Genomic DNA, 24,674 nt, shown 5'->3' on the forward strand with positions numbered 1-24,674 from the left:
TCTCAAACATCCGTCCAGGCCGGCTTCACCAGCACATCATTGAATTCCTGCGCCGCCAGGGCGGCTCGCGCGGCCAGGGCGTAGCGCGCCAAATCAGCCGCCTGTTCCGCCCGCGTCTCGCCATAGACATTGCGCGCCAGAGCTTCGGTCAGAGCCGCCGCATCGCCGTCGCGCAGCGGCGGCTCATAGGCGTTCATCCGGCCGTACAGGGCCTCGCCCAGCTTGCGCATCTTCTTGCCCACCGAAATGTCGCCGACGCCTTCTTCCCGCAACGCATGGTCCAGCGCCGAGACATAGACGTCGAACAGAGCCTGGGCCGCGTCTCGACCGCTCGGCGTGTTCTCATCGCGCAGCCGCAGCACCAGCAGCAGCACGTGCAGCGTATAAAGTTCGAACCGCGCGTCGATCCGGTCAGCCACGCCCAGTCGCGTATAAAGTCCCGGCCGGCGCGCCTGCTCCACCGCCAGGGCGTACAGGGCGTCGCCAATGCGGACGCCTTCGCGGGGTTTGAACAGGTTTTTCAGCATGGCTTTAAACGGCCCCTTTTCCGCCGCGCCGTTGAACTAGGACGCAGGTCCGTCTAGGTCAAAGATCTTGTTCTCTCGCAGGCGCCCGATCATGTCTCGTTTCGTCCCGCTTTTCGTCGCCGTTTCCCTGGGCGGCCTGTCCGCCGCCTGCGCGCCGATGGTCGGCTCCAACGGCTTTCAGGTGATCGACGCCAAGCCCCAGGACGTGGTCGCCGGAACCGACACCAAGGAGACGGTGCTGGCGCGGCTGGGCTCGCCCTCGACCACCTCGACCTTCGAACCGGACAAGGTCTGGTACTACATCAGCCAGACCACTGAGAAATACACCTACAATCTGCCGGTCGTTTCCAGCCGCACGGTGACCGAAATCACCTTCGAGCCGAACGGCGACAAGGTCGCCGCCGTGCGCACCCTGGGGCTGGCGGACGGCGAACAGATCGCGATGAACAGCCGCGAAACCCCGACGCGCGGCCGCGCCCTGACGGTTCTGGAGCAGCTGCTGGGCAACGTCGGCCGCGGCCAGCTGCCGCGCACCGAGGACGACACTCCCGGTCAACGCCGCCCGGACTGATCCCCGGCGCATCGCCCAAGGAAAAACGCCCCGGAGAATCGCTCTCCGGGGCGTTTTCACGTCAGCCGACCGTCCCGCTGGCCAGCACCGCCAGCAGCAGCAGGGCCACGATATTGGTGATCTTGATCATCGGATTCACCGCCGGCCCCGAGGTGTCCTTATAGGGGTCGCCCACGGTGTCGCCCGTGACGGCCGCCTTGTGGGCCTCCGATCCCTTGCCGTGCACCACGCCGTTCTTGTCGGTGAAGCCCTCCTCGATCACCTTCTTGGCGTTGTCCCAAGCGCCGCCGCCCGAAGTCATCGACACGGCCACGAACAGGCCGGTGACGATCACCCCCATCAGCATGGCGCCCAAGGCCGCAAAGGCGTTGGCCTTGTCCGAGATGGCCATGACGGCGACGAACAGGACAATGGGCGACAGGACCGGCAGCAGCGACGGCGCGATCATCTCGCGAATCGCCGCCTTGGTCAGGATGTCCACCGCCCGTCCGTACTCGGGCTTGACCTGATAGGTCATGATGCCGGGGTTCTCCCGGAACTGGCGCCGCACCTCGGCCACGACAGACTCGGCGGCGCGCCCCACCGCCATCATCGACATGCCGCCGAACAGGAAGGGCAACAGCCCGCCGAACAGCAGGCCCACGACCACATAGGGGTTGGTCAGGTCGAAAGCGACCGTCCCCATGTCGGCGAAGAAGGGATAGTCGGACGGATTGGCCGAGAAATATTGCAGGTCCGACGTATAGGCCGCGAACAGCACCAGCGCCCCCAGGCCCGCCGAGCCGATGGCGTAGCCCTTGGTCACGGCCTTGGTCGTGTTGCCCACGGCATCCAGCGCATCGGTCGAATGCCGCACCTCGCTGGGCAGGCCCGCCATTTCGGCGATCCCCCCGGCGTTGTCCGTCACCGGCCCAAAGGCGTCCAGGGCCACGATCATCCCCGCCACGCCCAGCATGGTGGTGGTGGCGATGGCGATGCCGAACAGGCCCGCCAACTGGAAGCTGGCCACAATGCCGACGATGATGGTCAGGGCCGGCAGCGCCGTGGCCTCCAGCGACACCGCCAGCCCTTGGATGACGTTGGTCCCATGACCCGACACCGAGGCGTTGGCCACCGACCGCACCGGCCGGAAGCCCGAGCCGGTGTAGTATTCCGTGACCACCACGATCGCTGCGGTCACCGCCAGCCCGACCATTCCGGACCAGAACAGGGCCATGGGCTGGATGACCAGACCGCCAGTCGTCGTCACCGGCCCGCTCACCATCTGGTCAATGACCCACCAGACCGCGCCGATGGACAGGACGCCGGTCACGATCAGCCCCTGATACAGGGCGCCCATGATGTTCTGGCTCTTGCCCAGCCGCACGAAGAAGCTGCCGATGATCGAGGTCACGATACAGACCGCGCAGATCGCCAGCGGCAGCACCATCAGCATGTCCACATAGGGCTGGCCGCGGAAGAAGATGGCCGCCAGCACCATGGTCGCCACGGTCGTCACCGCATAGGTTTCGAACAGGTCCGCCGCCATGCCGGCGCAGTCGCCGACATTGTCGCCGACGTTGTCGGCGATGGTGGCGGCGTTGCGGGGATCGTCCTCAGGGATGCCGGCCTCGACCTTGCCCACCATGTCGCCGCCCACGTCGGCGCCCTTGGTGAAGATGCCGCCGCCCAGTCGTGCGAAGATCGAGATCAGCGAGGCGCCGAAGCCCAGGGCCACCAGGCCGTCGATCACCTCGCGGCCGACCGGGTTCAAACCGAGGTGGTGGGTCAGGACGATATAATAGCCCGACACCCCGATCAGGGCGCCGCCCGCCACGAACATGCCGGTGATCGCGCCCGACCGGAAGGCCAGGTTCAGCCCCTTGGACAGGCTTTCGGAGGCCGCCTGGGCCGTGCGAACATTGGCCCGCACCGAGATCAGCATCCCGGCGTAACCGGCCGCGCCCGACAGGACCGCCCCGATCAGAAAGCCCACGGCCGCATAGGGGCCGATCAGCAGATAGGCGGCGATCAGGATCACAATCCCCACCAGGCCGATGGTCAGATATTGCCGCTTCAGATAGGCCGAGGCGCCTTCCTGAATGGCGGCGGCGATCTCTCGCATCTTGTCGTTGCCAGTGCTCGCCTTCATCAGGGCGGCGGTCTGAACGGCGCCGTAAAGCACCGCCAGAACACCGGCCGCGAAGACCAGCGTAAGATAGGTCGTCATTGGCGTTTCCATGCCCTTGCAAACAGGCGCGCAGGCCTGGCGCGGCGGGCGGGCCTTAGGGCCTCTGTCCGCCTTCCGGTCCCCCCGCACGCGGCGAGCGCGTCATTGCGCCCCTTGGGATTTTGCAGAGGGAGCGTGTCACGGGCGTCAAGTTGACGCAACCGTGATCGTTGACCGCTAGTGAGCGGTCGGCATGCCGGAGCGACGGCGTGGGCTCTGGGCGATGATCTCGACGCCGGTCACCGAGCCCCGTCCGGAGATGGTGTTGGCGGCAGCGACCAGGGCGGCCGACATGCGACGCTCGTCCAGGCGCGTCCAGTCGCCGGGAACGGTGAAGGGGGTCCGGTGCGCGGCCTTCACCAGGGCGTCGCGGAAGAAGGCCTCCTTCAGCCGCATCTGATCGGCGGTCTTGCCCGCGCCGAGCATCAGGCGGAGCGAGACGAAGACATAGTTCCGCAGCCGACCGTCAGCGATGACGGGCAGGCCCACCCCCGCTATGCCGAAGGTCGGGGGCCCTTCGGCCGCCTTCTCGGAGGAGGCGGCGGCGGAACCGGCGGCGGTCCCGGCGAGGGCGACGGTTCCGGCGGCGATGAAGCTTCTGCGATCCATGCGACCAGCCTAACGGCGGTGGGTTAGGATTCCCTTGCGAAAGTCCTAGCCATGGGTCCAGCCGGCGCGCCCCGGCGTCAGGGGCCGGCCGCCGTAGGAGACCGTGACCCCGGCGCCGGCCCGCACCTCACCCAGCAGGGTCAGGCGAACCCGCCGCCGGTCGGCCTCTCGGCGCAGCGTCTCCACCAGCCGGGCGGGGGCGGTGAAGACGATCTGGTAGTCGTCGCCCCCGGTCGCCAGATCCTCCAGCGCCGCCTGAGGATCGACGCGGGCCTCGAACCAGGCCCTGGCGGCCGCCGACAGGGGCAGGCTGTCCAGGTTCAGGTCGATGGCGACGCCGCTGGCGTTGGCGATATGCGTCAGATCGGCGATCAGCCCGTCGGAGACGTCGGCCGCCGCAGTGGCGTGGGCGGCGATCACCTCGGCGAAATCCTGCTGAGGCGTCGGCTGGCGATAATGGTCGATCAGAAAGGCCAGCCGCTCGGGATCGAGCGTCAACTGACCCCGCGCCGCCTGAAGCCCCAGGAGGCCGTCGCCGATCGTGCCGGTCACGAAGACCATATCCCCCGCCTCGGCTCCGGCGCGCGACACCGCCCCCCCGGCCGGCACCCAGCCCAGGGCGGTCAGGGAGAAGGCGGCTGGGCCCGGTGTCCTCACCGTGTCCCCGCCCATCAGAAAGACGCCGAAGCGCGCCTGATCCTGAGCCAGGCCTGAGGCGAAGGCTTCGCGTTCCGGCCAGCCGCAACGTTCGGACCAGGCGCAGGCCATCAGATAGCCGAAGGCTTCAGCCCCCTTGGCCGCCAAGTCCGACAGGTTCACACGCAGCAGCTTTCTGGCCACCGTATCCAGGGGGTCGTCGGGCAGGAAATGGACGCCTTCGACGATGGCGTCCTTGGTCAGGACCAGATCATAGCCGGGCCGGGACGGCAGGACCGCCACATCATCGACCAGCCCCCTGCCCCACTCCGGATGGGCCAGGGGCCGCAGCAGCGTCTCGATCGTCTCGAACTCGCCCGCGACGTCGAGCGCGGGCATCAGCGGCGGACGTCTCTGGCGACGCCGTCCAGAGCAGCGTTGACGAACCGGGCCTCGGAGTCGTCGAAGAAGGCCTTGGCCAGTTCGACATATTCGTCGATCACCACTTCGCGCGGCGTCTCCGGATGTTTGATCAGTTCCCAGGCGCCCGAGCGCAGCAGGGCGCGCAGGGTGGCGTCGATCCGCTCCAACCGCCAGTTGGACGCCAGCCGGGCCTTGATCGCCGCGTCGATCTCGCGCTGGCTTTCGATCACGCCGCGCACGATGTCGGCGAAATAGGCTTCATCCGCCTCGGCCAGGGCCTCGCCCTCGATGTCGGCGTCGAAGCGGAAGTTGGAGAATTCGGTGATCACCGTCTCCACCCCCTCGCCCGCCAGCTCCATCTGGTACAGGGCCTGGACGGCGGCGAGGCGCGACACGGTGCGCGCCCGGCGCTGTTTGGAGCTCAGATGGGGCTCGGCCCGCTGTTTCTCGGCTTCGGCCAGTTGTTCGAGGACGGCCTTGACGCTGTTCGGTTCAGTCATGCGCCGAGGCCTAGCCGCAACCGCTTCTTCAATGCAATGAGGTCCAGACAGGCTTTGGCCGCTCCACCGCCCTTATCCCCTTCGGAAAGCCGCGCCCGGGCCCAGGCCTGATGCTCGTCCTCGGTCGTCAGAATGCCGTTGCCGACGATCAGCCCCTTGACGCCCAGGGCCATCAGCCCGGCCGCCGACTGGTCCGAGACGATCTCGAAATGATAGGTCTCGCCGCGGATCACGCAGCCCAGGGCCACATAGCCGTCATAACGCGGCGCGGTCGGGAACCGCCCGGCCTCCTCGGCCATGGCGATCACCGCTGGAATCTCCAGGGCGCCCGGCACGGTGACGACGTCGAACAGGGCGCCGCGCGCCTTCAGCGTCTCCTTGGCCCCTTCCAGCAGGGCGTCGGCCAGTTGGTCGTAGAAGCGCGCCTCGACGATCAGAATACGGGGTGCGTCGGTCACGCCTTGTCTTCTCCATCCATGTCGCGCCAGCCGACGATGCGCAGGCCATAGCCTTCAAGCGCCGTCGGTTCAGGTCGCGTCGAACTCATCACGATCATATCCTTGACGCCCAGGTCCAGCAGGATCTGCGCGCCCACGCCATAGGCCCGCAGCGACCGATCGACCGCCGCCGGCTTGTCGACCCCCGCCAGCCGCTCGGCCAACGCGTTCAGCGCCGGATCGCGCAGGAAGACGACCACGCCCGCGCCGTCATGCTCGGTAATCTGGCGCAGAGCCTTCGGCACATAGTCCTGGCGCGTCTCGACATGGCCCAGGAGGTCGCAGGCGAAGTCCACCTGGTGCATCCGCACCAGGGCCGGTTTGGACGGGTCGATCCGACCATGGACAAGGGCGACGTGTTCCGCCCCCTCGATCGTGTTCTTGTACAGCATCAGCCGGAACGGCCCGCCGTGGACGCTCTCGAACGGCGTATCCATGATCCGTTCGACGAACCGCTCGGTGCGGCGGCGATAGGCGATCAGGTCGGCGATGGTGCCGATCTTCAGCCCGTGCAACTGGGCGAAGGCGACCAGATCCGGCATCCGCGCCATCTCGCCGTCGTCCTTGATGATCTCGCAGATCACCGCCGCCGGGGTCAGGCCGGCCATGCGGCTGATGTCGACTGAAGCCTCGGTATGGCCGGCGCGGACCAGCACCCCGCCGTCACGCGCCACCAGGGGAAAGATGTGGCCGGGCGAGACGATGTCGTCCATGCCCTTCGAAGAGTCGGTCGCCACCTGGATGGTCCGCGATCGGTCGGCGGCGGAAATCCCCGTCGTCACGCCTTCCTTGGCCTCGATCGAGACGGTGAAGGCGGTCTTCATGCTCTCGCGGTTCTCGGCCGCCATCGGCGGCAGCCGCAGCTGCTGCGCCCGCTCGGCCGTCAGGGCCAGGCAGACCAGACCGCGGGCCTGACGGATCATGAAGTTGATCTGATCCGGGGTGGCGAACTGGGCGGGGATGATGATGTCGCCCTCGTTCTCGCGATCCTCGGCGTCCACCAGGATGTAGGGACGGCCGTTGCGGGCGTCCTCCAGTATGTCCTCGATGGGACTGATCGGGCTGTCGTTCATGTTCGCGGCCAGCATCTGGCGTTCCTTCGGCATCAGGCCGTCTCCTGCCACCGCGCCAGGTAGCGCGCCAGCATGTCGATCTCGAGATTGACCGGATCGCCGACCTTCAGGCGGCCCAGGGTCGTCACTTCCCACGTATGCGGAATGATATTCAACGAAAAGACCCGGTCTTGCACGGCGTTGACCGTGAGCGACACCCCGTCCACCGTGATCGAACCCTTGGCGGCGATGTAGCGGTGCAGCGGCGCCGGGGCCTCGACCTCGATCCGGTGCGAGCCCCCTTCGGGCGTGATGGAGACGACCCGGCCCAGGCCGTCGACATGACCCGACACCACATGGCCGCCCATCTCGTCGCCCAGGCGGGCGGCCCGTTCCAGATTGACGCCGTCGCCGGCCTTCCAGCCGCCCAGCGTCGTCTTGGACAGGGTCTCGTTCGACACCTCGACGGCGAACCAGTCGGGGCCCTTCTCCGTCACGGTCAGGCAGCAGCCCGCATGGCTGATTGAGGCGCCCAGGTCGATGGAGGCCACGTCCCAGGCGGTCTCAATCTCATAGCGGCGGTCGCGCGCGGTCTCGCGAACGTCGCGGACGCGGCCGATGTCGGTGACGATGCCTGTGAACATGAGACGACCGGTCCCCCTTCGGACCCGAAAAATACAATCTAATGTGTCCAGATCGTCTGAAACAGTCCGATCCGGACACCGAAAAACAGTGTCCAAAGTGTCCGATCTGTCCGATCGCCGTCAGATGCGGACGTAGCTTTCCCACAGGTCGTTCCCGACGGGCCGGACATCCAGGCGTCGGAAGTTGGGGGCCTCGGCCAGCTTTGCAAGGGCCAGGGAGGCTACGCACGGCCGCCCCTCCCCGCCCAACAGGATCGGCGCCCGGAACCATTCCAGACGATCCACCGCCCCCGCGCGCAGAAAGGCGGCAGCCACCTGGCCTCCGCCCTCGATCAGGACCGAGGCGACGCCGACCGCCTTCAGCGCCTTGAGGACGGCCGGCACGGCGGGGCGTCCGTCCTGTGCCTCGACCTGCCGCACCTCGGCGCCTCCGACCGGACGGGGGGCGACGGCGGTCAGGATCAAACTGTTCGGCCCCGCCAGTTTGGCCGTCGCCGGGGTTCTGAGCCGGCTGTCCAACACCACCCGCAGCGGCTGGTCCACGCTGCGGCCCGGCAAACGGGCGGTCAGTTCGGGGTCGTCGTGGAGCACGGTCTCGACCCCCACCAGAAGGGCGTCATGGGCGGCCCGCAGCCTGTGCCCTTCCAGCCGGGCCGCCTCGCCGGTGATCCACTGGCTCTCGCCCGAGGCCGTGGCGATGCGGCCGTCCAGCGAGGTGGCCAGCTTCAGGGTGACGCGCATCAGCTCTTGCCGGACGGCTCGTCAAAGCCTTCATCGCCCAAAAATTTGGCGAAGTCGCCCGTGTGCCGAAAGTCCTTATAGACCGAGGCGTAGCGGACATAGGCCACCTCATCCACGCCCTTCAGCGCCTTCATGATGAAGTCCCCGACGACGCTGGAGGCGATTTCGGTCTCGCCGAGGCTTTCAAGCTGACGGACGATCCGATTGACCATCTGTTCGACCTGTTCGGCCTGGACCGGGCGTTTGCGCAGGGCCACGCCCAGCGACCGCTCCAGCTTGTCCCGGTCGAACGGGGTCCGCCGACCGTTGCGTTTCAGGATCACCAGTTCGCGCAGCTGGACCCGTTCGAAGGTGGTGAAGCGCCCGTTGCAGTTCGGACAGGACCGCCGCCGTCGGATGGCCGAGCCGTCGTCCGACGGCCGGCTGTCCTTAACCTGGGTGTCCTGATGACCGCAGAAGGGGCACTTCATCGGTCATCTCATCCATAGATGGGGAAGCGGTTCGTCAGTTCGCGCACCTGGGCCGCCACGCCCGCGACCACGGCCGGATCAGCCTCGTCCCCGCCGTTCATCGAGGAGACGACGTCGGCGATCCAGTGACCGATCTGCTTGAACTCCTCCTCGCCGAAGCCCCGCGTGGTGCCCGCCGGCGTGCCCAGGCGAACGCCCGAGGTGACGGTGAAGGGCGCCGTGTCGAACGGCACGCCGTTCTTGTTGCAGGTCATCAGCGCCTTTTCGAGCTCGTGTTCGGTCGCCTTGCCGGTCACGCCCTTGGGCCGCAGATCGACCAGCATCAGATGGCTGTCGGTGCCGCCCGAGACGATGGCCAGGCCGCGCTCGACCAGGACGCCGGCCAGGGCCTGGGCGTTCTTGACCACCTGCTGGGCGTACAGCTTGAACTCGGGCTGCAGCGCCTCGCCGAAGGCCACGGCCTTGGCCGCGATCACATGCTCCAGCGGCCCGCCCTGGAGGCCCGGGAAGACGGCCGAGTTGATCTTCTTGCCCAGTTCGACATCGTTGGACAGGATCATGCCGCCGCGCGGCCCGCGCAGGGTCTTGTGCGTCGTCGTGGTCACGACATGGGCGTGCGGGATCGGATCGGGATAGGCGCCCCCGGCCACCAGGCCGGCGTAGTGGGCCATGTCCACCATCAGATAGGCGCCGACGCTGTCGGCGATCTCGCGGAACCGCTTGAAGTCGATGTGGCGGCTGTAGGCGGAGGCGCCGGCCAGGATCAGCTTGGGCTTCTCGCGCTCGGCCATTTCGGCCACATGGTCATAGTCGATCAGATGGGTGTCTTCGGTGACCTTGTAGGTCACCGGGCGGAACCACTTGCCCGACTGGTTCGCCGGCGACCCGTGGGTCAGGTGCCCGCCGCAGGCCAGGTCCATGCCCAAAAAGGTGTCGCCGGGCTGCAAGAGCGTAAAGAAGACCGCCTGGTTGGCCTGGGCGCCCGAGTGGGGTTGGACGTTGGCGAAGGCCGCGCCGAACAGCTTTTTCGCCCGTTCGCGCGCCAGATCCTCGGTCACGTCCACATATTCGCAGCCGCCGTAGTAGCGGCGCCCCGGATACCCCTCGGCGTATTTGTTCGTCAGAACCGAGCCTTGGGCGTCCAGCACCGCCTGGGAGACGATGTTCTCGGACGCGATCAGCTCGATCTGCTCCTTCTGCCGGCCCAACTCCCCTTGAATGCCCTTGAAGACGTCCGGATCGGCGTCGGCCAGGGTCTTGGTGAAATAGGCGTCATGAGTGAAGGCGGTCACGTCGGAATCCCCGCATCTGAGAAGGCCGCCTATCTAGTCCCCAGCGGAGCGAACCACAATATCTTGTGTCCCAGCCGCCCATTCACGCCGCAGCAGGCCGTAGACCAGCATGTCGCACAGGCCCTTGTGCGTGGTTTCATGCTCCCGCAACCGTCCTTCCAAGGAAAAGCCCAGGCGCTCGGCCAAGCCGGCGGACGGCCGGTTGTCCGCATCGATCTCCGCATAGATCCGACGGCACGACGGATCGGTGAAGAGATGGGACACCAGGGCCGTCATGCACTCCCGCGCCACGCCCTGCCCCTGGCGGTCGACGACGGTGACATAGCCGACCTCCAGAACGCCCTCGTCGCGTCCTGGAAAGGCGACGTAGCGTCCAGCGACCGCGCCGGTTTCGCGGTCCACCGCCGTCCAGCTTCGGCCCGGCCAGGTCGGATCGACCAGCCAATCGGCCAGATCGGCCTCGCTACGGAAGGCGGGTCGCGACATATACAGACACTGGTCGTCGCGCGAGAGGGTTGGAAACAGCGCCGCCGCGTCCTCGCGGACCAACGGCCGCATCAGGAAGCGGGGCGTATGAAGGGTGGGCGTCGGGCGCATGCCGCCGCTATAGGGTCAAGAGAGCGGCTGCGCTATCGCCCAGCCTCCAAAGCTCGCCTCAGCTTGGCGATCGCCACCCGCTCGACGGCCTTGGGTTCGTTCGCCGGCCCCATGGCGCTGACCTCGCGGCCGGTCGCGACGTGGATGGCCGAGCATTTGACATAGGGACCGTTGCGGACGAACTCGACGATGATCTCGCCGAGGTCGTCGCCGGTCGTCATGCGGCGACGGGCCGGCGCGCCACGTTGCAGTGGGAGAAGAGCTTGTCCATCGCCTGGACCAGATGATCCATCATCGCGTCCGTATGGTTGGGCGAGGGCGTGAAGCGCAGGCGCTCGGTCCCCTTGGGCACGGTCGGATAGTTGATCGGCTGAACATAGACGCCGAAGTCTTCCAGCAGCATGTCCGAGATCATCTTGCAGTGGACCGGATCGCCGACATGAACCGGGACGATGTGGCTCTCGGACTCCATCACCGGAATACCGACGGCGGCGAAACGGGCCTTCAGGGTCGCCGCGCGTTCCTGATGGCGTTCGCGCAGTTCGGGATGGGCCTTCAGATGGCGCACCGAGGCCAGGGCCCCCGCCGTCAGGGCCGGCGGCAGGCTGGTGGTGAAGATGAAGCCCGAGGCCCAGCTGCGCACCGCATCCACGATCACGGCGTCGGCGGCGATATAGCCGCCCATGACGCCCACGGCCTTGCCCAGGGTGCATTCGATGATGTCGATCTGGTCCAGCACCCCGTCCCGCTCGGCGACGCCGGCGCCGGTCGCGCCGTACAGGCCCACGGCGTGGACCTCGTCCAGATAGGTCAAGGCGCCGTACTGGCGCGCCAGGGCGATGGTGCCGGCCAGGTCGGCGATGTCGCCGTCCATCGAATAGACGCTCTCGAAGGCGATCAGCTTGGGCGCCTCGACCGGGGCGGCGGCCAGGAGCTGCTCCAGATGCGCCAGGTCGTTGTGGCGGAAAATGTGACGTTCACCGCCGCCGTGACGGATGCCCTCGATCATCGAGGCGTGGTTCAGAGCGTCGGAGAAGATGATCAGGCCCGGCAGGATCTTCTGCAGGGTCGACAGGGTCGCCTCATTGCCGACATAGCCGGAGGTGAACAGCAGGGCCGCCTCCTTCTGATGCCAGTCGGCCAGTTCGCTCTCCAGATCCACAGCCGAGCGGGTGGTGCCCGAGATGTTGCGCGTGCCGCCGGCGCCCGCGCCGGTCGCCGCGATCTCGTCCTGCATGGCCTTCAGCACGTCCGGATGCTGGCCCATGCCCAGATAGTCGTTCGAGCACCAGATCACGACGTCCTGTTCGGACCCGTCTTCCCGACGGCGCACCGCCTGGGGAAAGGCGCCGCTCACCCGCTTCAGATCGGCGAAGACGCGATACCGGCCTTCGCTGCGCACCTGCTCCACCGAGCTTTCAAAGGCGGCTTTATAGTCGAACACGATAGTCGTTCTTTCGCTTATGGCGTGTCTGACGGTTTATTTGCGCCCGACGGCCTGGCTTGTCCATGTCTTCCGTATGGACAAATCGCCCAAGCCCTTAATTGATAACGCTTCTCAGAACGAAGGCGTCAGCTCGTCTCCAGCTCGGTATGCTGCCCAGGATCAGCCTGCGCCGGACCCGTCTTGACTGAATCCCTTGTCTCGCCGCGCGGGCTCGTTCTGGTGAAGATACACCGCAAGCGTGTCCCAGGGCGGCGTGACGGATGCTTGAGTGAGAAGGCGGCCGATCTCGCCTCTGTGATAGCCGGCGTGCAGCGAGACATGAACCAGCATCTCCTCACGCGTCATCGAGCCGCGGTCGCCGTCAGTGAAGGTGAAGGCGACGGGCTCGATCCGAGCTTCGGCAGACAGAGCATCCACATAGTCGATGTACCACTGGTCGGTCGCTGCAACGGCCTCCCTCAACTGGCCGAGCGGCAACGCCGTTTCGAAATTTGTAGAGGTGAAGCCGTGCGTCTCTCCTTGCAGATGTCCTGCGAAAATCCGGCTCACAACGTGAAGGTGGCCGATGAGTCGCCGCGCGATCAGCAATTCCGCCTCCCATTGCACAGCATCAAGAGCGTCCAGTTTGTCAAACAGCTCCTGATTGGCCCAGGCAGAATAGCGAACCAACATCTGCAGCATATTTCCCATTGTCAGGCCTTACTTTGCTGGTGACGAATGCGAGCAATCCGCACACATTTTCAGAAGGAGCGGCGTTCCTGTCTATTCGCATTGAAAATCCGCAAGCGGCGACCCGCAAAACCCCGCGTCAGGCGCGCTCGCGCGCCACGGTCGATGCCATCATCGAAGCCGGTGCTCGCATTCTCAGCGATGACGGATGGGCGGGGTTCACGACGAACCGCGTCGCTGAGAGGGCCGGCGTCAGCATCGGCTCGCTTTACCAGTATTTTGAGGACAAGTTTTCACTGGTCGACGCCATCCGTCAGACCCATCTGGAAAACGGTATGCAAGCGATGCGAAGGGTTCGTGCCGTAGGATTGACGCCACATGAACTGGCGGTCCGGATCGTCGCAGCGAGGATCGAAGCCCATTCCATTCATCCTGGCCTTCATCCCGTCCTACTTCAAGAGATCCCGACAGCGAGGGCGCGCCGCAACCCGGCGAGCGACTATGAAGTCGCCTACCTGTCGTTATACGCGAAAATCGTGGCGGACTTCCGCAGCAGACAGGGTAGTCCCGCTGACGCGGTTGCGGGGCGTGTCCTCTCGGACGCCGTTGACGGCGTGATCCACAATGCGGCGAGTCGCAGCGCCCTCGACGACGAGCGGATGCGCGAGGAGTTGATCCGCTTGATCGCGCTCTATCTATCACCTGGAACTGATTTGCCGTGAAAGGCTGCCTTGTCCAGAGGCGCCTTCCTGGATTCAAGGCTGTCACCCTCACCCCATTGCTGTAGCCCCGCATCACGGACCTCAAGGCGGCGTGGGATCCGCCGCGCGTAAGACAGTCGCCCAAAGCAAAACGGCCCCCGGATTTCTCCGGGGGCCGTTCTTTTTGTAGCCTACGCTCGCCTCGCGGAGGCTCGCCGCTTGAGGTCGAAGCGCTCAAGAAGCGAGCGACCGCTCGCGCGCGTTAGCGCACTAAGAGGCTTACTCGACGATCTTGGCCACGACGCCGGCGCCGACGGTGCGGCCGCCTTCACGGATGGCGAAGCGCAGGCCCTGGTCCATGGCGATCGGGGTGATCAGTTCGACGTTCAGCTCGGCGTTGTCGCCGGGCATGATCATCTCGACGCCTTCCTTCAGCTTCACGATGCCGGTCACGTCGGTCGTGCGGAAGTAGAACTGCGGACGATAGTTGGTGAAGAACGGGGTGTGACGGCCGCCCTCTTCCTTGGTCAGGATGTAGGCCTCGGCCAGGAACTTGGTGTGCGGGGTGATCGAACCCGGCTTGCACAGAACCTGACCGCGCTCGACGTCTTCACGCTTGGTGCCGCGCAGCAGAACGCCGACGTTGTCACCGGCTTGACCCTGGTCCAGCAGCTTGCGGAACATTTCGACGCCCGTGCAGGTCGTCTTCTGGACCGGACGGATGCCGACGATCTCGACTTCTTCACCGACCTTGATGATGCCCTTCTCGACGCGACCGGTCACCACGGTGCCGCGGCCCGAGATCGAGAAGACGTCTTCCACCGGCATCAGGAACGGCAGGTCCACCGGACGTTCCGGCTGCGGGATGTAGCTGTCGACGGTTTCCATCAGGGCCAGGATGCGCTGTTCGCCGATCTCCGGGTTCACGCCGTCGGTCGCGGCCTTGGCCGAACCCTTGGTGATCGGAATCTCGTCGCCCGGGAACTGGTACGAGCTCAAGAGCTCGCGCACCTCCATCTCGACCAGCTCCAGCAGCTCTTCGTCGTCGACCAGGTCGACCTTGTTCATGAAGACCACCAGGGCCGGCACGCCCACCTGACGAGCCAGCAGAATGTGCTCGCGCGTCTGCGGCATCGGGCCGTCAGCGGCCGAAACCACCAGGATCGCGCCGTCCATCTGCGCCGCGCCGGTGATCATGTTCTTCACATAGTCGGCGTGGCCGGGGCAGTCGACGTGCGCATAGTGACGGTTCGCCGTCTCATATTCCACGTGCGCCGTGTTGATCGTGATGCCGCGCGCCTTCTCTTCCGGCGCAGCGTCGATGTCGGCGTAGTTCATCGCCTTGGCGCCGCCGGCCTTCGCCAGCGTCATCGTGATCGCCGCCGTCAGCGTCGTCTTGCCGTGGTCAACGTGACCGATCGTGCCGATGTTGCAGTGCGGCTTCGTGCGTTCGAACTTTTCCTTGGCCATTCTCTAGCTCCTAGGTCCCCGAACCGGGGGTTCCTGCAGTCTGGGGGTTAAGGGCGCCCGGTCTTGGGACCGGGCGCTTTTAGGTGCGCTTTTCCGAAAGGAAAAGCTTAGGCGTACTTCTTGATCACTTCGTCGGCGACGTGCTGCGGCACCGGCTCATAGTGGTCGTACTGCATGGTGAACTGGGCGCGGCCCTGCGACATGCCGCGCAGCGTGTTCACATAGCCGAACATGTTGGCCAGCGGCACGAAGGCGTTCACGACGGTGGCGTTGCCGCGCATGTCCTGACCCTGGATCATGCCGCGACGGCCGTTCAGGTCACCGATGACCGAACCCAGATACTCTTCCGGGGTCACGACCTCGACGGCCATGATCGGCTCCAGCAGCTTGGGTCCGCCCTTCTCGCGCAGTTCCTTGAAGGCGGCGCGAGCGGCGATTTCGAACGCCAGGACCGAGGAGTCGACGTCGTGAAAGGCGCCGTCCACCAGGGTGGCCTTGACGTCGATGACCGGGAAGCCGGCCAGCAGGCCGTTGTCCTTGGCGGATTTCAGGCCCTTTTCGACGCCCGGGATATATTCCTTGGGCACCGCGCCGCCGACGATGGCGGATTCAAAGACGAAGTCCGTACCCGGCTCGCCCGGCTCGAACACCAGTTTGACGCGGGCGAACTGGCCCGTACCGCCGGTCTGCTTCTTGTGGGTGTAGTCGATCTCGGCCTTGCGGCTGATGGACTCGCGATAGGCCACCTGCGGCGCGCCGATATTGGCCTCGACCTTATAGGTGCGCTTCAGGATGTCGATCTTGATGTCCAGGTGCAGCTCGCCCATGCCCTTCAGGATGGTCTGGCCCGACTCGTGGTCGGTCGAGACGGTAAAGGACGGGTCTTCCGAGGCCAGCTTGGCCAGGGCGACGCCCAGCTTCTCCTGGTCGGCCTTGGACTTGGGCTCGACGGCGATCTCGATCACCGGGGCCGGGAATTCCATCCGCTCGAGGATGACCGGCGACTTGATCGGGTCGCACAGGGTGTCGCCGGTGCGGGTGTCCTTCAGGCCGGCCAGGGCGACGATGTCGCCGGCGTAGGCTTCCTTGATGTCCTCGCGGTTGTTGGAGTGCATCAGCAGCATGCGGCCGACGCGTTCCTTCTTGTCGCGGGTCGAGTTCAAGAGGCCCATGCCCGTTTCCATCTTGCCCGAATACAGGCGGCAGAAGGTCAGCGAACCGACGAAGGGGTCGTCCATGATCTTGAACGCCAGAACCGACAGGGGCTCGTCGTCGGACGCCTTGCGCTCGACCTCGGCCTCGGTCTTGTAGTCGATGCCCTTGGTCGGGGGGATGTCCACCGGCGACGGCAGATAGTCGACGACGGCGTCCAGCAGGGTCTGCACGCCCTTGTTCTTGAAGGCCGAGCCGCAGAGGATCGGGTAGAAGGCGCCGGTCAGAACGGCCTTACGGATGCACTTCTTGATCGTCTCTTCCGAGGGCTCTTCGCCGCCCAGATAGGCTTCCATGGCCTCGTCGTCGAGTTCCACGGCGTTGTCGATCAGGTACTGGCGGGCCTCGACGGCCTTGTCCATCAGGTCGGCGGGGATTTCCTCGTCCTGGTAGGAGGCGCCCAGGCCGTCGTTGTCCCAGACCACGGCCTTCATGCGGACCAGATCCACCAGGCCCTTCAGGTTCGACTCGGCGCCGATCGGGAACTGGATCGGCACGGCCTTGGCGCCCAGACGGTCGCGGATCGATTCGACCGACTTGTCGAAGTCGGCGCCGATCTTGTCCATCTTGTTGACGAAGACGATGCGCGGAACCTTGTACTTGTCGGCCTGACGCCAGACGGTCTCGGTCTGCGGTTCGACGCCGGCGTTGCCGTCCAGAACGGTCACGGCGCCGTCGAGGACGCGCAAGGAACGCTCGACCTCGATGGTGAAGTCCACGTGGCCGGGGGTGTCGATGATGTTGAGGCGCTTTTCTTTCCAGAAGGCGGTCGTCGCGGCCGACGTAATGGTGATGCCGCGTTCCTGCTCCTGGTCCATCCAGTCCATGGTGGCGGCGCCGTCGTGAACTTCGCCGATCTTATGCGACTTGCCCGTGTAGTACAGGATCCGCTCGGTCGTCGTCGTCTTGCCCGCGTCGATGTGGGCCATGATGCCGAAGTTGCGGTAGTCTTCGATTTTATGCGTGCGGGGCATTAGAGCGTCCCTTGAGGGCTTCGGACGCGAATGCGCCCTTCGAAATGTCGGATATGACGGCGCGGGCGATTTAGCTGAAACCGCCCGCGCCGGATAGTCTTAGATAGGAACCGCCCCATACCTTCGAAAGGGAGACGGTTTTAAGACATTTACCAGCGGTAATGGCTGAAGGCGCGGTTCGCCTCGGCCATCTTGTGGGTGTCTTCGCGCTTCTTGACCGCAGTGCCGCGGTTGTTCGAGGCGTCCAGCAGTTCGGCGGCCAGCTTCTCGGTCATGGTGTTCTCGCCGCGCTTGCGGGCGGCGTTGACGAGCCAGCGGATGGCCAGGGCGCGACGACGGTCGGGACGAACCTCGACCGGCACCTGATAGGTGGCGCCGCCGACGCGACGCGAGCGGACTTCGACCGCCGGGGCGACGTTGTCCAGGGCGGAGTGGAAGGTCTCGACCGCGGTCTGGTCCTTCTTCTTCTCGGCCAGGATATCGAAGGCGCCGTAGACGATGTTCTCGGCGACGGCCTTCTTACCTTCGTACATGACGTAGTTCATGAACTTGGTGACGACCAGGTCGCCGAACTTGGGATCCGGCAGGACTTCACGTTTCTGGGCGCGGTGACGACGCGACATGGGTTATTCCTCTTGGGGCCCGGCCGACGCCGGGTAGATCTCGAAAAGGCCTCCGGGCGCGACGGCCCGGAAGCGAACGGCTTACTTCGGACGCTTGGCGCCGTAGTGCGAACGGCGCTGCTTGCGGTCCTTGACGCCTTGCGTGTCGAGCACGCCGCGCAGGATGTGGTAGCGAACGCCGGGCAAGTCCTTCACGCGGCCGCCGCGGATCAGAACCACTGAGTGTTCCTGCAGATTGTGGCCTTCGCCGGGGATGTAGCACACGGCTTCATAGCCGTTCTTGGCCAGACGGACCTTGGCGACCTTACGCAGAGCCGAATTCGGCTTCCTCGGGGTCGTGGTGTAGACGCGGGTGCAGACGCCGCGACGCTGGGGCGAACCCTCCAGAGCCGGCACCTTGTTGCGGGTGGGCTTGGGCTTGCGCGGCTTGCGGATCAGCTGGTTGATCGTGGGCATTGAGACAGGTCTCGACTTCTATGGGGGGCGTGTGTCTTTCGACCGAGGCGCCCCACGCCTTCTTTTGTGAACGAGGGACCATTCCCCCGCCCGGGTGTCATCGAGACTGAGTGCGTGACGACCCAAACAGAAAAGCCGGAACGCGCGCTTTGGGCGTTCCGGCGGGCACAGCCCGTCCGTTCGATTGTCACGATCTCAGCGACCGGCGAACCGGCCACGCCTCGAAAGTGGGCGGCTTCTACGCGCGATGGTGGGAAAGGTCAAGGCGGCGGGGGCTCAAGCGCGCACTCCGTTGCGGTCTGCGCCTCCCTAGGTCCGCTCGAAACAGGGAGACAGCCCTGACAGGGTCCGGCGGTCATGCCCGTCGCCCGCATTGGGGACGGGGGACCGCCTCCCCCCAGAGCCCCGCCACACAGCCATGACGCGAACAAGTCAAACCAGCGCCTGAATCCAGCCATCCTTGCGGTCGAGCTTTGCTTTGAACGGTCGGGGGACGGAGATGGGGGCGACGGGCAGGATCGGCTGGGCGGGCGCGACCGCCGCCGCTCTCAGCGTCAACGTCCTGGTCATAGCCCTGCTGTCGATGGAGCACCGGCGAGAGCGGACGCCGCGCCCAAGGGCTGCCGAACCGGTTTTGTATCTCGATATCGAGCCACGCGCCTCCTTGCCGAGGGATCGGGCCGTTCGGACGTCTCGCAGGCTCGGCCGTGCGCCCTCTCCTGTTGAACGTCCAGCCGCCGTTTTGCCCACGACCTCCAACCAGACGAAGGAGGCTGGGGTTTCCGTCGCGGCCGGCGCGCCCATCGATGAAGGCTGGCGCGTCAAGACCGGCGTCGGGCGTCCCAGCGACAGTTTCGCGTCCTGCGACGCGCCGGATCGTCTGTCCGTCGAAGGACGTCGTCGATGCGAGGACCGGTGGATGCGCCTGGGCCAGGAGGTCCGTTCCATCGCCGGCTCGAGCGACGCCGAACGGGACGCGGTCTTCGCGCGCCAGGGCGCCAGACGCCTGGCGGCGTGGGAGGCGAAGCGCGCTGAGCCGTCGCGGGGCGACCCGCCTTGCGAAAGTCCCAATCCCGTGGCCGGTTGCGAAGGGGTCAACATCAGCGTTGAGCTATTCTCCACACGCGACGGCGTCCTGCCCAACCTCAGAAAGCGCCGCCAATGAGCGTGTCCGCCCAGCCTCGTCCACCGTTCCAGCGTCCCGACTGGCGCAAGGCGGGTCTGGCCGCGTTGGCCGCCGCCATCAACATCGCCCTGATCGCCGCCCTGTCCGTCACGGCGCTGGGGATCGACGGGGAAGACTTCGCCGCCGAGCCGCCGCCGATCTATCTGGACATTGAGCCCCGCCCCCTGCTGCCCGACGAACGCCCTCGCGCCCCCGCCAGGGCCGCGCCGGACGTCGAGCCCGCAGCGGCTCCGACAGCCTCGTCTTCCCCGTCGGTTCGACCTCCCGCTGCGGAGGCCCAGGCCGTTCCCCGCCCTGCTCCCCTGCGTCCCCGCCTCGCCGCCCCGACGCCGCCGGGCGCGCCGCCGCCGGCCGACGTCTGGCGGGTCGATCCTTCAAACCGCAGCGGGGCCATGGCCCGCACCCTGCGCCAGGGCCTGCCCGGCTGCGCCTCGCCCGACCTGTTGAACGAGATGGAGCGACAGCACTGCCGCAATGAGTTCGCCCGAAGGGGCGAGAACGCGGCGCCCATCACCGGCTCGGGCAACCCCGAGCGCGACGCCCGCTTCGCCCGCGAGGGGGCGCGCCGTCTGGCGGAGTGGGAGGCGACGCGCCGTCCCCTGTCCGGCGGGGTCGGAGTCGTCGGTCCGGCGGACTGTGTCGGCTCGAACTTCGGCACGGGCTGTGCGGGCGCCCACCTGGACCCGTCCCTGGCGCCGGATTCCCGCCAGAACGTACAGACAAGCCGCGACGGCCACCGCGCCGCCGGCGCCCCTGTCACCCCCGGCGCCTCGGCCCCTAGGGAACGCTGGAAGGACTGACGCATAAAAGAAGGGGCGGCCCCGTCGCTGGCGCCGCCCCTCTTCAGTTCATCGCTTCCGAAAACCGGAGATCAGCCTTCGCTGCTCTCTAGCTCCAGTTGCAGATCGGCCGGCAGGGGCTCGATCGCGTCTTCGCGGGCCTGGGTCAGTTCGGCGTCGCGCTCGTTGGCGATCTTCTGCAGCGAGCGCAGATAGGCGCCCGTGCCTGCCGGGATCAGGCGGCCGACGATGACGTTCTCCTTCAGACCTTCCAGCATGTCCTTCTTGCCGTGGACCGAAGCCTCGGTGAGGACGCGCGTGGTCTCCTGGAAGGAGGCCGCCGAGATGAAGCTGCGGGTCTGCAGCGACGCCTTGGTGATGCCCAGCAGAACCGGCTGGGTGATGGCCGGACGACCGCCGCGCTTCTCGACCTTGGCGTTCTCCAGAGCCGCCTCGGCCACCTCGACCGTGTCGCCGCGGATCAGGGTGGTTTCACCGGCGTCGATCACCTCGACCTTCTGCAGCATCTGACGCACGATGACTTCGATGTGCTTGTCGTTGATCGGCACGCCCTGCAGTCGGTAGACCTCCTGCACTTCGTTCACCAGATACTCGGCCAGCGCCTCGACGCCCTGGATGCGCAGCAGATCGTGCGGATCCGGATTGCCGTCGATGATGTAGTCGCCCTTCTGGATCAGATCGCCGTCGTGGACGGAGATGTGCTTGCCCTTCGGGATCAGGAACTCGACGGGTTCGCCCTGAACGCCGTCGGCGTTGGGCTCCGGCGTGATCTTGATGCGGCGCTTGTTCTTGTAGTCGCGACCGAACTCCACGCGACCGTCCATCTCGGCGATGACGGCGCAGTCCTTCGGACGGCGGGCTTCGAACAGTTCGGCCACGCGCGGCAGACCGCCGGTGATGTCGCGGGTCTTGGCGCCTTCGGTCGGAACACGGGCGATGATCTCGCCCGGCTTGACCTCGTCGCCGTTCGCCACGGACAGAACCGCGCCGACGGGCAGGAGATAGCGGGCGTCGGAGCCCGACGACAGCTTGGCGTAGGCGTCGCCGCTGGTGATCCCCATGGCCGGACGCAGGTCCGAGCCGCGCGGGCTGGCCCGCCAGTCGCTGACGACGCGCTGGGCGATGCCGGTGGCTTCGTCGGTCTCTTCCTTGACCGACAGGCCCTCGACCAGGTCCTCGAAGCGCACGACGCCGCCGACTTCCGTCAGGATGGGCGTGGTGTAGGGGTCCCACTCGGCCAGACGTTGGCCCTTCTTGACCGGATCGCCATCCTTGACGCGGATGCGGGCGCCGTAAGGGGCCTTGTGCGTCTCGCGGTCCTTGCCGTCCACGACCACGGTCACGATGACGTTGCGGCTCATGGCCACCAGGTCGCCGTGGGCCGCAACGACGGTCGGGCCGGTGACCTTGGCCGTACCGGCGTTGGTCGCCTCCATGAAGGAGGTTTCCGCCACCTGGGCCGTGCCGCCGATGTGGAAAGTCCGCATGGTCAGCTGGGTGCCCGGCTCGCCGATCGACTGGGCGGCGATAACGCCGACCGCTTCGCCGATATTGACGTTGGTGCCGCGCGCCAGGTCACGGCCGTAGCAGTGGGCGCAGATGCCGGCCTCGGCTTCGCAGGTCAGGGCCGAACGCACCTTCACCGACTGGACACCGGCGGCCTCGATGGCCTCGACGACTTCCTCGACCAGATAGGTGTCGGCGGGGAACAGGACCGTGTCCGTGCCCGGCTCCTTGATGTCCTCGGCCGCATAACGGCCCAGGACGCGCTGTCCCAGCGAGACCAGGACGTCGCCGCCCTCCATCACCGCACGCAGGGTGATGCCCCGGGTCGAGCCGCAGTCCTGCTCGGTGACGATCGAGTCCTGCGCCACGTCCACCAGACGACGGGTCAGATAACCCGAGTTGGCGGTTTTCAGCGCGGTGTCGGCCAGACCCTTACGGGCGCCGTGGGTCGAGTTGAAGTATTCAAGGACGGTCAGGCCCTCCTTGAAGTTCGAGGTGATCGGCGTCTCGATGATCTCGCCGGAAGGCTTGGCCATCAGGCCGCGCATGCCGCCCAGTTGCTTCATCTGGGCCTGCGAACCACGGGCGCCGGAGTTGGCCATCATATAGACCGAGTTGATGTCGGGGTTTTCGCCCTCGATCAGCACGCGCGGCTGCGCGATCTCGCCCATCATGGCGTCGGCGATCCGGTCCGTGGCCTTGGCCCAGGCGTCGACGACCTTGTTGTACTTCTCGCCGCGCGTGATCAGGCCGTCGGCGTACTGTTGTTCGTACTCCTCGACCTGGGTGCGGGTTTCGGCGACCAGCTCGGCCTTCTTCGCCGGAATGACGATGTCGTCCTTGCCGAACGAGATGCCCGCCTTGGCGGCCTCGCGGAAGCCCAGACCCATCATCTGGTCGGCGAAGATGACCGTCGCCTTCTGACCGCAGTGGCGATAGACCACGTCGATCAGGTTCCCGATCTCCTTCTTGGTCAGGTTCTTCTCGAGCAGGCGATAGCCGACGTTCGGGTTGCGCGGCAGCAGGGCGGCCAGCTTCATCCGGCCCGGCGTGGTGTCGATGACCTTGGTCACCTCCTTGCCCTCGGCGTCCAGCTCGGTCCAGCGCGCCTTGATGCGGCTGTGCAGGGTCACGACCTTGGCGTCCAAAGCGGCGTCGATCTCGCCGATGTTGGCGAACAGCTTGCCCTCGCCCGGCTCGCCGTCCTTGACCAGCGACAGATAGTACAGACCCAGGACGATGTCCTGCGACGGCACGATGATCGGCTTGCCGTTGGCGGGCGACAGGATGTTGTTGGTCGACATCATCAGGACGCGCGCTTCCAGCTGGGCCTCGAGGCTCAGCGGCACGTGAACGGCCATCTGGTCGCCGTCGAAGTCGGCGTTGAAGGCGGTGCAGACCAGGGGGTGCAGGCGGATGGCCTTGCCCTCGATCAGCTTGGGCTCGAACGCCTGAATGCCCAGACGGTGCAGGGTCGGGGCGCGGTTCAGCAGCACCGGGTGCTCGCGGATGACCTCGTCCAGGATGTCCCAGACGGCGGGCTGTTCGCGCTCCACCATGCGCTTGGACTGTTTGACGGTGCCCGACAGGCCCTTGGCGTCCAGGCGCGCGTAGATGAAGGGCTTGAACAGCTCCAGCGCCATCTTCTTGGGCAGGCCGCACTCGTGCAGCTTCAGCTCCGGACCCACGGTGATCACCGAACGGCCCGAATAGTCGACCCGCTTGCCGAGCAGGTTCTGGCGGAAGCGCCCCTGCTTGCCCTTCAGCATGTCGGCGAGCGACTTCAGCGGACGCTTGTTGGCGCCGGTGATGACGCGGCCGCGGCGGCCGTTGTCGAACAGGGCGTCGACCGATTCCTGCAGCATCCGCTTTTCGTTGCGGATGATGATGTCCGGAGCCCGCAGCTCCATCAGGCGCTTCAGACGGTTGTTCCGGTTGATGACGCGACGATAGAGGTCGTTCAGGTCGGAGGTCGCGAAACGACCGCCGTCCAGCGGCACCAGAGGACGCAGCTCCGGCGGAATGACCGGCACGATGGTCAGGATCATCCACTCGGGCTTGTTGCCCGATTCCAGGAAGGCCTCGATCAGCTTCAGGCGCTTGGACGCCTTCTTGGCCTTCATTTCCGACGGGTTGTCGGCCAGTTCGGCGCGGTGCTTCTCGGCCTCGGCGTTCAGGTCGATGCCCATCAGCAGGTTGCGGACGGCCTCGGCGCCGATTTCGGCGGTGAAGCCGTCGTCGCCGTATTCTTCCTGGTAGCGATAGAACTCGTCTTCCGTCAGCAGCTGGTTCTGCTTCAACGGGGTCAGGCCCGGCTCGGTGACGATGTAGTTCTCGAAATACAGGACGCGCTCGACGTCCTTCAGCGCCATGTCCAGCATCAGCGAGATGCGGCTGGGCAGCGACTTCAGGAACCAGATGTGGGCGACCGGGGCGGCCAGGTCGATGTGGCCCATCCGCTCGCGACGGACGCGGGCCAGGGTGACTTCAACCCCGCACTTCTCGCAGATGATGCCCTTGTACTTCATGCGCTTGTACTTGCCGCACAGGCATTCGTAGTCCTTGGTCGGGCCAAAGATGCGGGCGCAGAACAGGCCGTCACGCTCGGGCTTGAACGTGCGGTAGTTGATGGTTTCCGGCTTCTTGATCTCACCGAACGACCACGACCGGATCTTCTCCGGCGAGGCCAGGGCGATCTTGATCTGGTCGAAGGTCGGGGTGACCGGGACCGGGTTGAAGATGTTCAGGACTTCCTGGTTCATCTTGGGTTCCTTGCTGCGGTCGGAGACCGCGAAAAACTTAGTGGCGAGTGGCGAGTGGTGAGTGGCGAGTAAGAAGGGGGATCACGGCGCTGAATTTCTT

General features: G+C 66.1%; 24 protein-coding genes. 4 read left to right on the forward strand and 20 right to left on the reverse strand.

The window, feature by feature from the left end; genetic code table 11:
- Positions 1-2: 2 nt before the first annotated feature.
- Positions 3-527 (reverse strand): ubiquinol-cytochrome C chaperone family protein, encoded by a 525-nt coding sequence (locus tag JL11_RS12655; protein ID WP_054765965.1) that lies wholly within the window; start codon positions 525-527, stop codon positions 3-5.
- 91 nt (positions 528-618) lie between these two features.
- Between JL11_RS12655 and JL11_RS12660 the strand changes: the two genes are divergently transcribed.
- Complete coding sequence (locus JL11_RS12660; protein ID WP_054765966.1) at positions 619-1,098, forward strand: outer membrane protein assembly factor BamE; 480 nt, start codon at positions 619-621, stop codon at positions 1,096-1,098.
- Between the two features lie 61 nt (positions 1,099-1,159).
- Here JL11_RS12660 and JL11_RS12665 read toward each other — a convergent pair whose 3' ends face one another.
- The 14 genes from JL11_RS12665 to JL11_RS12730 all read right to left on the reverse strand — a co-directional run bounded on the left by JL11_RS12665 (position 1,160) and on the right by JL11_RS12730 (position 12,896).
- Positions 1,160-3,307 carry a sodium-translocating pyrophosphatase gene (locus tag JL11_RS12665; protein WP_054765967.1) on the reverse strand — a complete coding sequence of 716 codons (2,148 nt, stop codon included), beginning with the start codon at positions 3,305-3,307 and terminating at the stop codon, positions 1,160-1,162.
- A 177-nt stretch (positions 3,308-3,484) separates the two neighbouring features.
- Complete coding sequence (locus tag JL11_RS12670) at positions 3,485-3,916, reverse strand: hypothetical protein (protein ID WP_054765968.1); 432 nt, start codon at positions 3,914-3,916, stop codon at positions 3,485-3,487.
- Between the two features lie 45 nt (positions 3,917-3,961).
- Positions 3,962-4,951, reverse strand: coding sequence for a thiamine-phosphate kinase (thiL, locus tag JL11_RS12675; protein ID WP_054765969.1), 990 nt, complete (start codon positions 4,949-4,951; stop codon positions 3,962-3,964).
- Positions 4,951-5,475, reverse strand: a complete 525-nt coding sequence (nusB, locus tag JL11_RS12680; RefSeq protein ID WP_054765970.1) for a transcription antitermination factor NusB — start codon at positions 5,473-5,475, stop codon at positions 4,951-4,953. The genes thiL and nusB overlap by 1 nt, the downstream gene beginning before the upstream one ends.
- Entirely contained in the window at positions 5,472-5,933 is a 462-nt protein-coding gene (gene ribH / locus JL11_RS12685; protein WP_054765971.1) for a 6,7-dimethyl-8-ribityllumazine synthase, read from the reverse strand. Before ribH ends, nusB begins: the two co-directional genes overlap by 4 nt.
- Positions 5,930-7,078, reverse strand: coding sequence for a 3,4-dihydroxy-2-butanone-4-phosphate synthase (gene ribB, locus JL11_RS12690; RefSeq protein WP_231681298.1), 1,149 nt, complete (start codon positions 7,076-7,078; stop codon positions 5,930-5,932). The genes ribH and ribB overlap by 4 nt, the downstream gene beginning before the upstream one ends.
- Positions 7,078-7,668, reverse strand: a complete 591-nt coding sequence (locus tag JL11_RS12695; RefSeq protein ID WP_054765972.1) for a riboflavin synthase — start codon at positions 7,666-7,668, stop codon at positions 7,078-7,080. The genes ribB and JL11_RS12695 overlap by 1 nt, the downstream gene beginning before the upstream one ends.
- A 120-nt stretch (positions 7,669-7,788) precedes the next feature.
- On the reverse strand, positions 7,789-8,409 hold the full coding sequence (locus tag JL11_RS12700) for a RibD family protein (protein ID WP_054765973.1): 621 nt from the start codon (positions 8,407-8,409) through the stop codon (positions 7,789-7,791).
- Positions 8,409-8,879, reverse strand: a complete 471-nt coding sequence (nrdR, locus tag JL11_RS12705; protein ID WP_054765974.1) for a transcriptional regulator NrdR — start codon at positions 8,877-8,879, stop codon at positions 8,409-8,411. The genes JL11_RS12700 and nrdR overlap by 1 nt, the downstream gene beginning before the upstream one ends.
- Before the next feature lie 8 nt (positions 8,880-8,887).
- Positions 8,888-10,171 (reverse strand): serine hydroxymethyltransferase, encoded by a 1,284-nt coding sequence (glyA, locus tag JL11_RS12710; protein ID WP_054765975.1) that lies wholly within the window; start codon positions 10,169-10,171, stop codon positions 8,888-8,890.
- Positions 10,172-10,204: 33 nt separating this feature from the next.
- Positions 10,205-10,768: a GNAT family N-acetyltransferase gene (locus JL11_RS12715; protein WP_054765976.1), complete on the reverse strand. Its 564-nt coding sequence runs from the start codon at positions 10,766-10,768 to the stop codon at positions 10,205-10,207.
- 32 nt (positions 10,769-10,800) lie between these two features.
- Entirely contained in the window at positions 10,801-10,989 is a 189-nt protein-coding gene (locus JL11_RS12720; protein WP_054765977.1) for a DUF6898 family protein, read from the reverse strand.
- The gene (gene hemA, locus JL11_RS12725) at positions 10,986-12,212 is read right to left on the reverse strand and encodes a 5-aminolevulinate synthase (RefSeq protein ID WP_054765978.1); all 1,227 of its coding nucleotides are present in this window, start codon (positions 12,210-12,212) and stop codon (positions 10,986-10,988) included. The genes JL11_RS12720 and hemA overlap by 4 nt, the downstream gene beginning before the upstream one ends.
- 162 nt (positions 12,213-12,374) lie before the next feature.
- Positions 12,375-12,896 (reverse strand): DinB family protein, encoded by a 522-nt coding sequence (locus JL11_RS12730; protein ID WP_197273304.1) that lies wholly within the window; start codon positions 12,894-12,896, stop codon positions 12,375-12,377.
- Between the two features lie 29 nt (positions 12,897-12,925).
- On the opposite strand from JL11_RS12730, the gene JL11_RS12735 reads away from it, so the two are divergent.
- Positions 12,926-13,606, forward strand: a complete 681-nt coding sequence (locus tag JL11_RS12735; protein ID WP_224761196.1) for a TetR/AcrR family transcriptional regulator — start codon at positions 12,926-12,928, stop codon at positions 13,604-13,606.
- 258 nt (positions 13,607-13,864) lie between these two features.
- Here JL11_RS12735 and tuf read toward each other — a convergent pair whose 3' ends face one another.
- The 4 genes from tuf to rpsL form a co-directional block, all read right to left on the reverse strand.
- The gene (gene tuf, locus JL11_RS12740; RefSeq protein ID WP_054765980.1) at positions 13,865-15,055 is read right to left on the reverse strand and encodes an elongation factor Tu; all 1,191 of its coding nucleotides are present in this window, start codon (positions 15,053-15,055) and stop codon (positions 13,865-13,867) included.
- Positions 15,056-15,162: 107 nt separating this feature from the next.
- A complete protein-coding gene (gene fusA, locus JL11_RS12745) occupies positions 15,163-17,241 on the reverse strand; it encodes an elongation factor G (RefSeq protein ID WP_054765981.1) in 2,079 nt (692 codons plus the stop codon).
- A gap of 149 nt (positions 17,242-17,390) precedes the next feature.
- A complete protein-coding gene (rpsG, locus tag JL11_RS12750) occupies positions 17,391-17,864 on the reverse strand; it encodes a 30S ribosomal protein S7 (protein ID WP_054765982.1) in 474 nt (157 codons plus the stop codon).
- 81 nt (positions 17,865-17,945) lie between these two features.
- Positions 17,946-18,320 carry a 30S ribosomal protein S12 gene (gene rpsL / locus JL11_RS12755; protein ID WP_054765983.1) on the reverse strand — a complete coding sequence of 125 codons (375 nt, stop codon included), beginning with the start codon at positions 18,318-18,320 and terminating at the stop codon, positions 17,946-17,948.
- 742 nt (positions 18,321-19,062) lie between these two features.
- Between rpsL and JL11_RS12760 the strand changes: the two genes are divergently transcribed.
- On the forward strand, positions 19,063-19,485 hold the full coding sequence (locus tag JL11_RS12760; protein WP_054765984.1) for a hypothetical protein: 423 nt from the start codon (positions 19,063-19,065) through the stop codon (positions 19,483-19,485).
- On the forward strand, positions 19,482-20,306 hold the full coding sequence (locus tag JL11_RS12765) for a hypothetical protein (RefSeq protein ID WP_054765985.1): 825 nt from the start codon (positions 19,482-19,484) through the stop codon (positions 20,304-20,306). Before JL11_RS12760 ends, JL11_RS12765 begins: the two co-directional genes overlap by 4 nt.
- A gap of 71 nt (positions 20,307-20,377) precedes the next feature.
- Here JL11_RS12765 and rpoC read toward each other — a convergent pair whose 3' ends face one another.
- Entirely contained in the window at positions 20,378-24,574 is a 4,197-nt protein-coding gene (rpoC, locus tag JL11_RS12770) for a DNA-directed RNA polymerase subunit beta' (RefSeq protein ID WP_054765986.1), read from the reverse strand.
- Between the last annotated feature and the right edge of the window lie 100 nt (positions 24,575-24,674).

The sequence above is a fragment of the Brevundimonas sp. DS20 genome (assembly GCF_001310255.1).
GTDB lineage: Bacteria > Pseudomonadota > Alphaproteobacteria > Caulobacterales > Caulobacteraceae > Brevundimonas > Brevundimonas aurantiaca.

Excerpts from the sequence above, each read along its gene's own strand:
- JL11_RS12655 (WP_054765965.1), bottom strand. The coding sequence starts at position 527 with ATGCTGAAAAACCTGTTCAAACCCCGCGAAGGCGTCCGCATTGGCGAC.
- JL11_RS12660 (WP_054765966.1), top strand. The coding sequence starts at position 619 with ATGTCTCGTTTCGTCCCGCTTTTCGTCGCCGTTTCCCTGGGCGGCCTG.
- JL11_RS12665 (WP_054765967.1), bottom strand. The coding sequence starts at position 3,307 with ATGACGACCTATCTTACGCTGGTCTTCGCGGCCGGTGTTCTGGCGGTG.
- JL11_RS12670 (WP_054765968.1), bottom strand. The coding sequence starts at position 3,916 with ATGGATCGCAGAAGCTTCATCGCCGCCGGAACCGTCGCCCTCGCCGGG.
- thiL (WP_054765969.1), bottom strand. The coding sequence starts at position 4,951 with ATGCCCGCGCTCGACGTCGCGGGCGAGTTCGAGACGATCGAGACGCTG.
- nusB (WP_054765970.1), bottom strand. The coding sequence starts at position 5,475 with ATGACTGAACCGAACAGCGTCAAGGCCGTCCTCGAACAACTGGCCGAA.
- ribB (WP_231681298.1), bottom strand. The coding sequence starts at position 7,078 with ATGCCGAAGGAACGCCAGATGCTGGCCGCGAACATGAACGACAGCCCG.
- JL11_RS12695 (WP_054765972.1), bottom strand. The coding sequence starts at position 7,668 with ATGTTCACAGGCATCGTCACCGACATCGGCCGCGTCCGCGACGTTCGC.
- JL11_RS12700 (WP_054765973.1), bottom strand. The coding sequence starts at position 8,409 with ATGCGCGTCACCCTGAAGCTGGCCACCTCGCTGGACGGCCGCATCGCC.
- nrdR (WP_054765974.1), bottom strand. The coding sequence starts at position 8,879 with ATGAAGTGCCCCTTCTGCGGTCATCAGGACACCCAGGTTAAGGACAGC.
- JL11_RS12715 (WP_054765976.1), bottom strand. The coding sequence starts at position 10,768 with ATGCGCCCGACGCCCACCCTTCATACGCCCCGCTTCCTGATGCGGCCG.
- JL11_RS12720 (WP_054765977.1), bottom strand. The coding sequence starts at position 10,989 with ATGACGACCGGCGACGACCTCGGCGAGATCATCGTCGAGTTCGTCCGC.
- JL11_RS12730 (WP_197273304.1), bottom strand. The coding sequence starts at position 12,896 with ATGCTGCAGATGTTGGTTCGCTATTCTGCCTGGGCCAATCAGGAGCTG.
- tuf (WP_054765980.1), bottom strand. The coding sequence starts at position 15,055 with ATGGCCAAGGAAAAGTTCGAACGCACGAAGCCGCACTGCAACATCGGC.
- fusA (WP_054765981.1), bottom strand. The coding sequence starts at position 17,241 with ATGCCCCGCACGCATAAAATCGAAGACTACCGCAACTTCGGCATCATG.
- rpsG (WP_054765982.1), bottom strand. The coding sequence starts at position 17,864 with ATGTCGCGTCGTCACCGCGCCCAGAAACGTGAAGTCCTGCCGGATCCC.
- rpsL (WP_054765983.1), bottom strand. The coding sequence starts at position 18,320 with ATGCCCACGATCAACCAGCTGATCCGCAAGCCGCGCAAGCCCAAGCCC.
- JL11_RS12765 (WP_054765985.1), top strand. The coding sequence starts at position 19,482 with ATGAGCGTGTCCGCCCAGCCTCGTCCACCGTTCCAGCGTCCCGACTGG.
- rpoC (WP_054765986.1), bottom strand. The coding sequence starts at position 24,574 with ATGAACCAGGAAGTCCTGAACATCTTCAACCCGGTCCCGGTCACCCCG.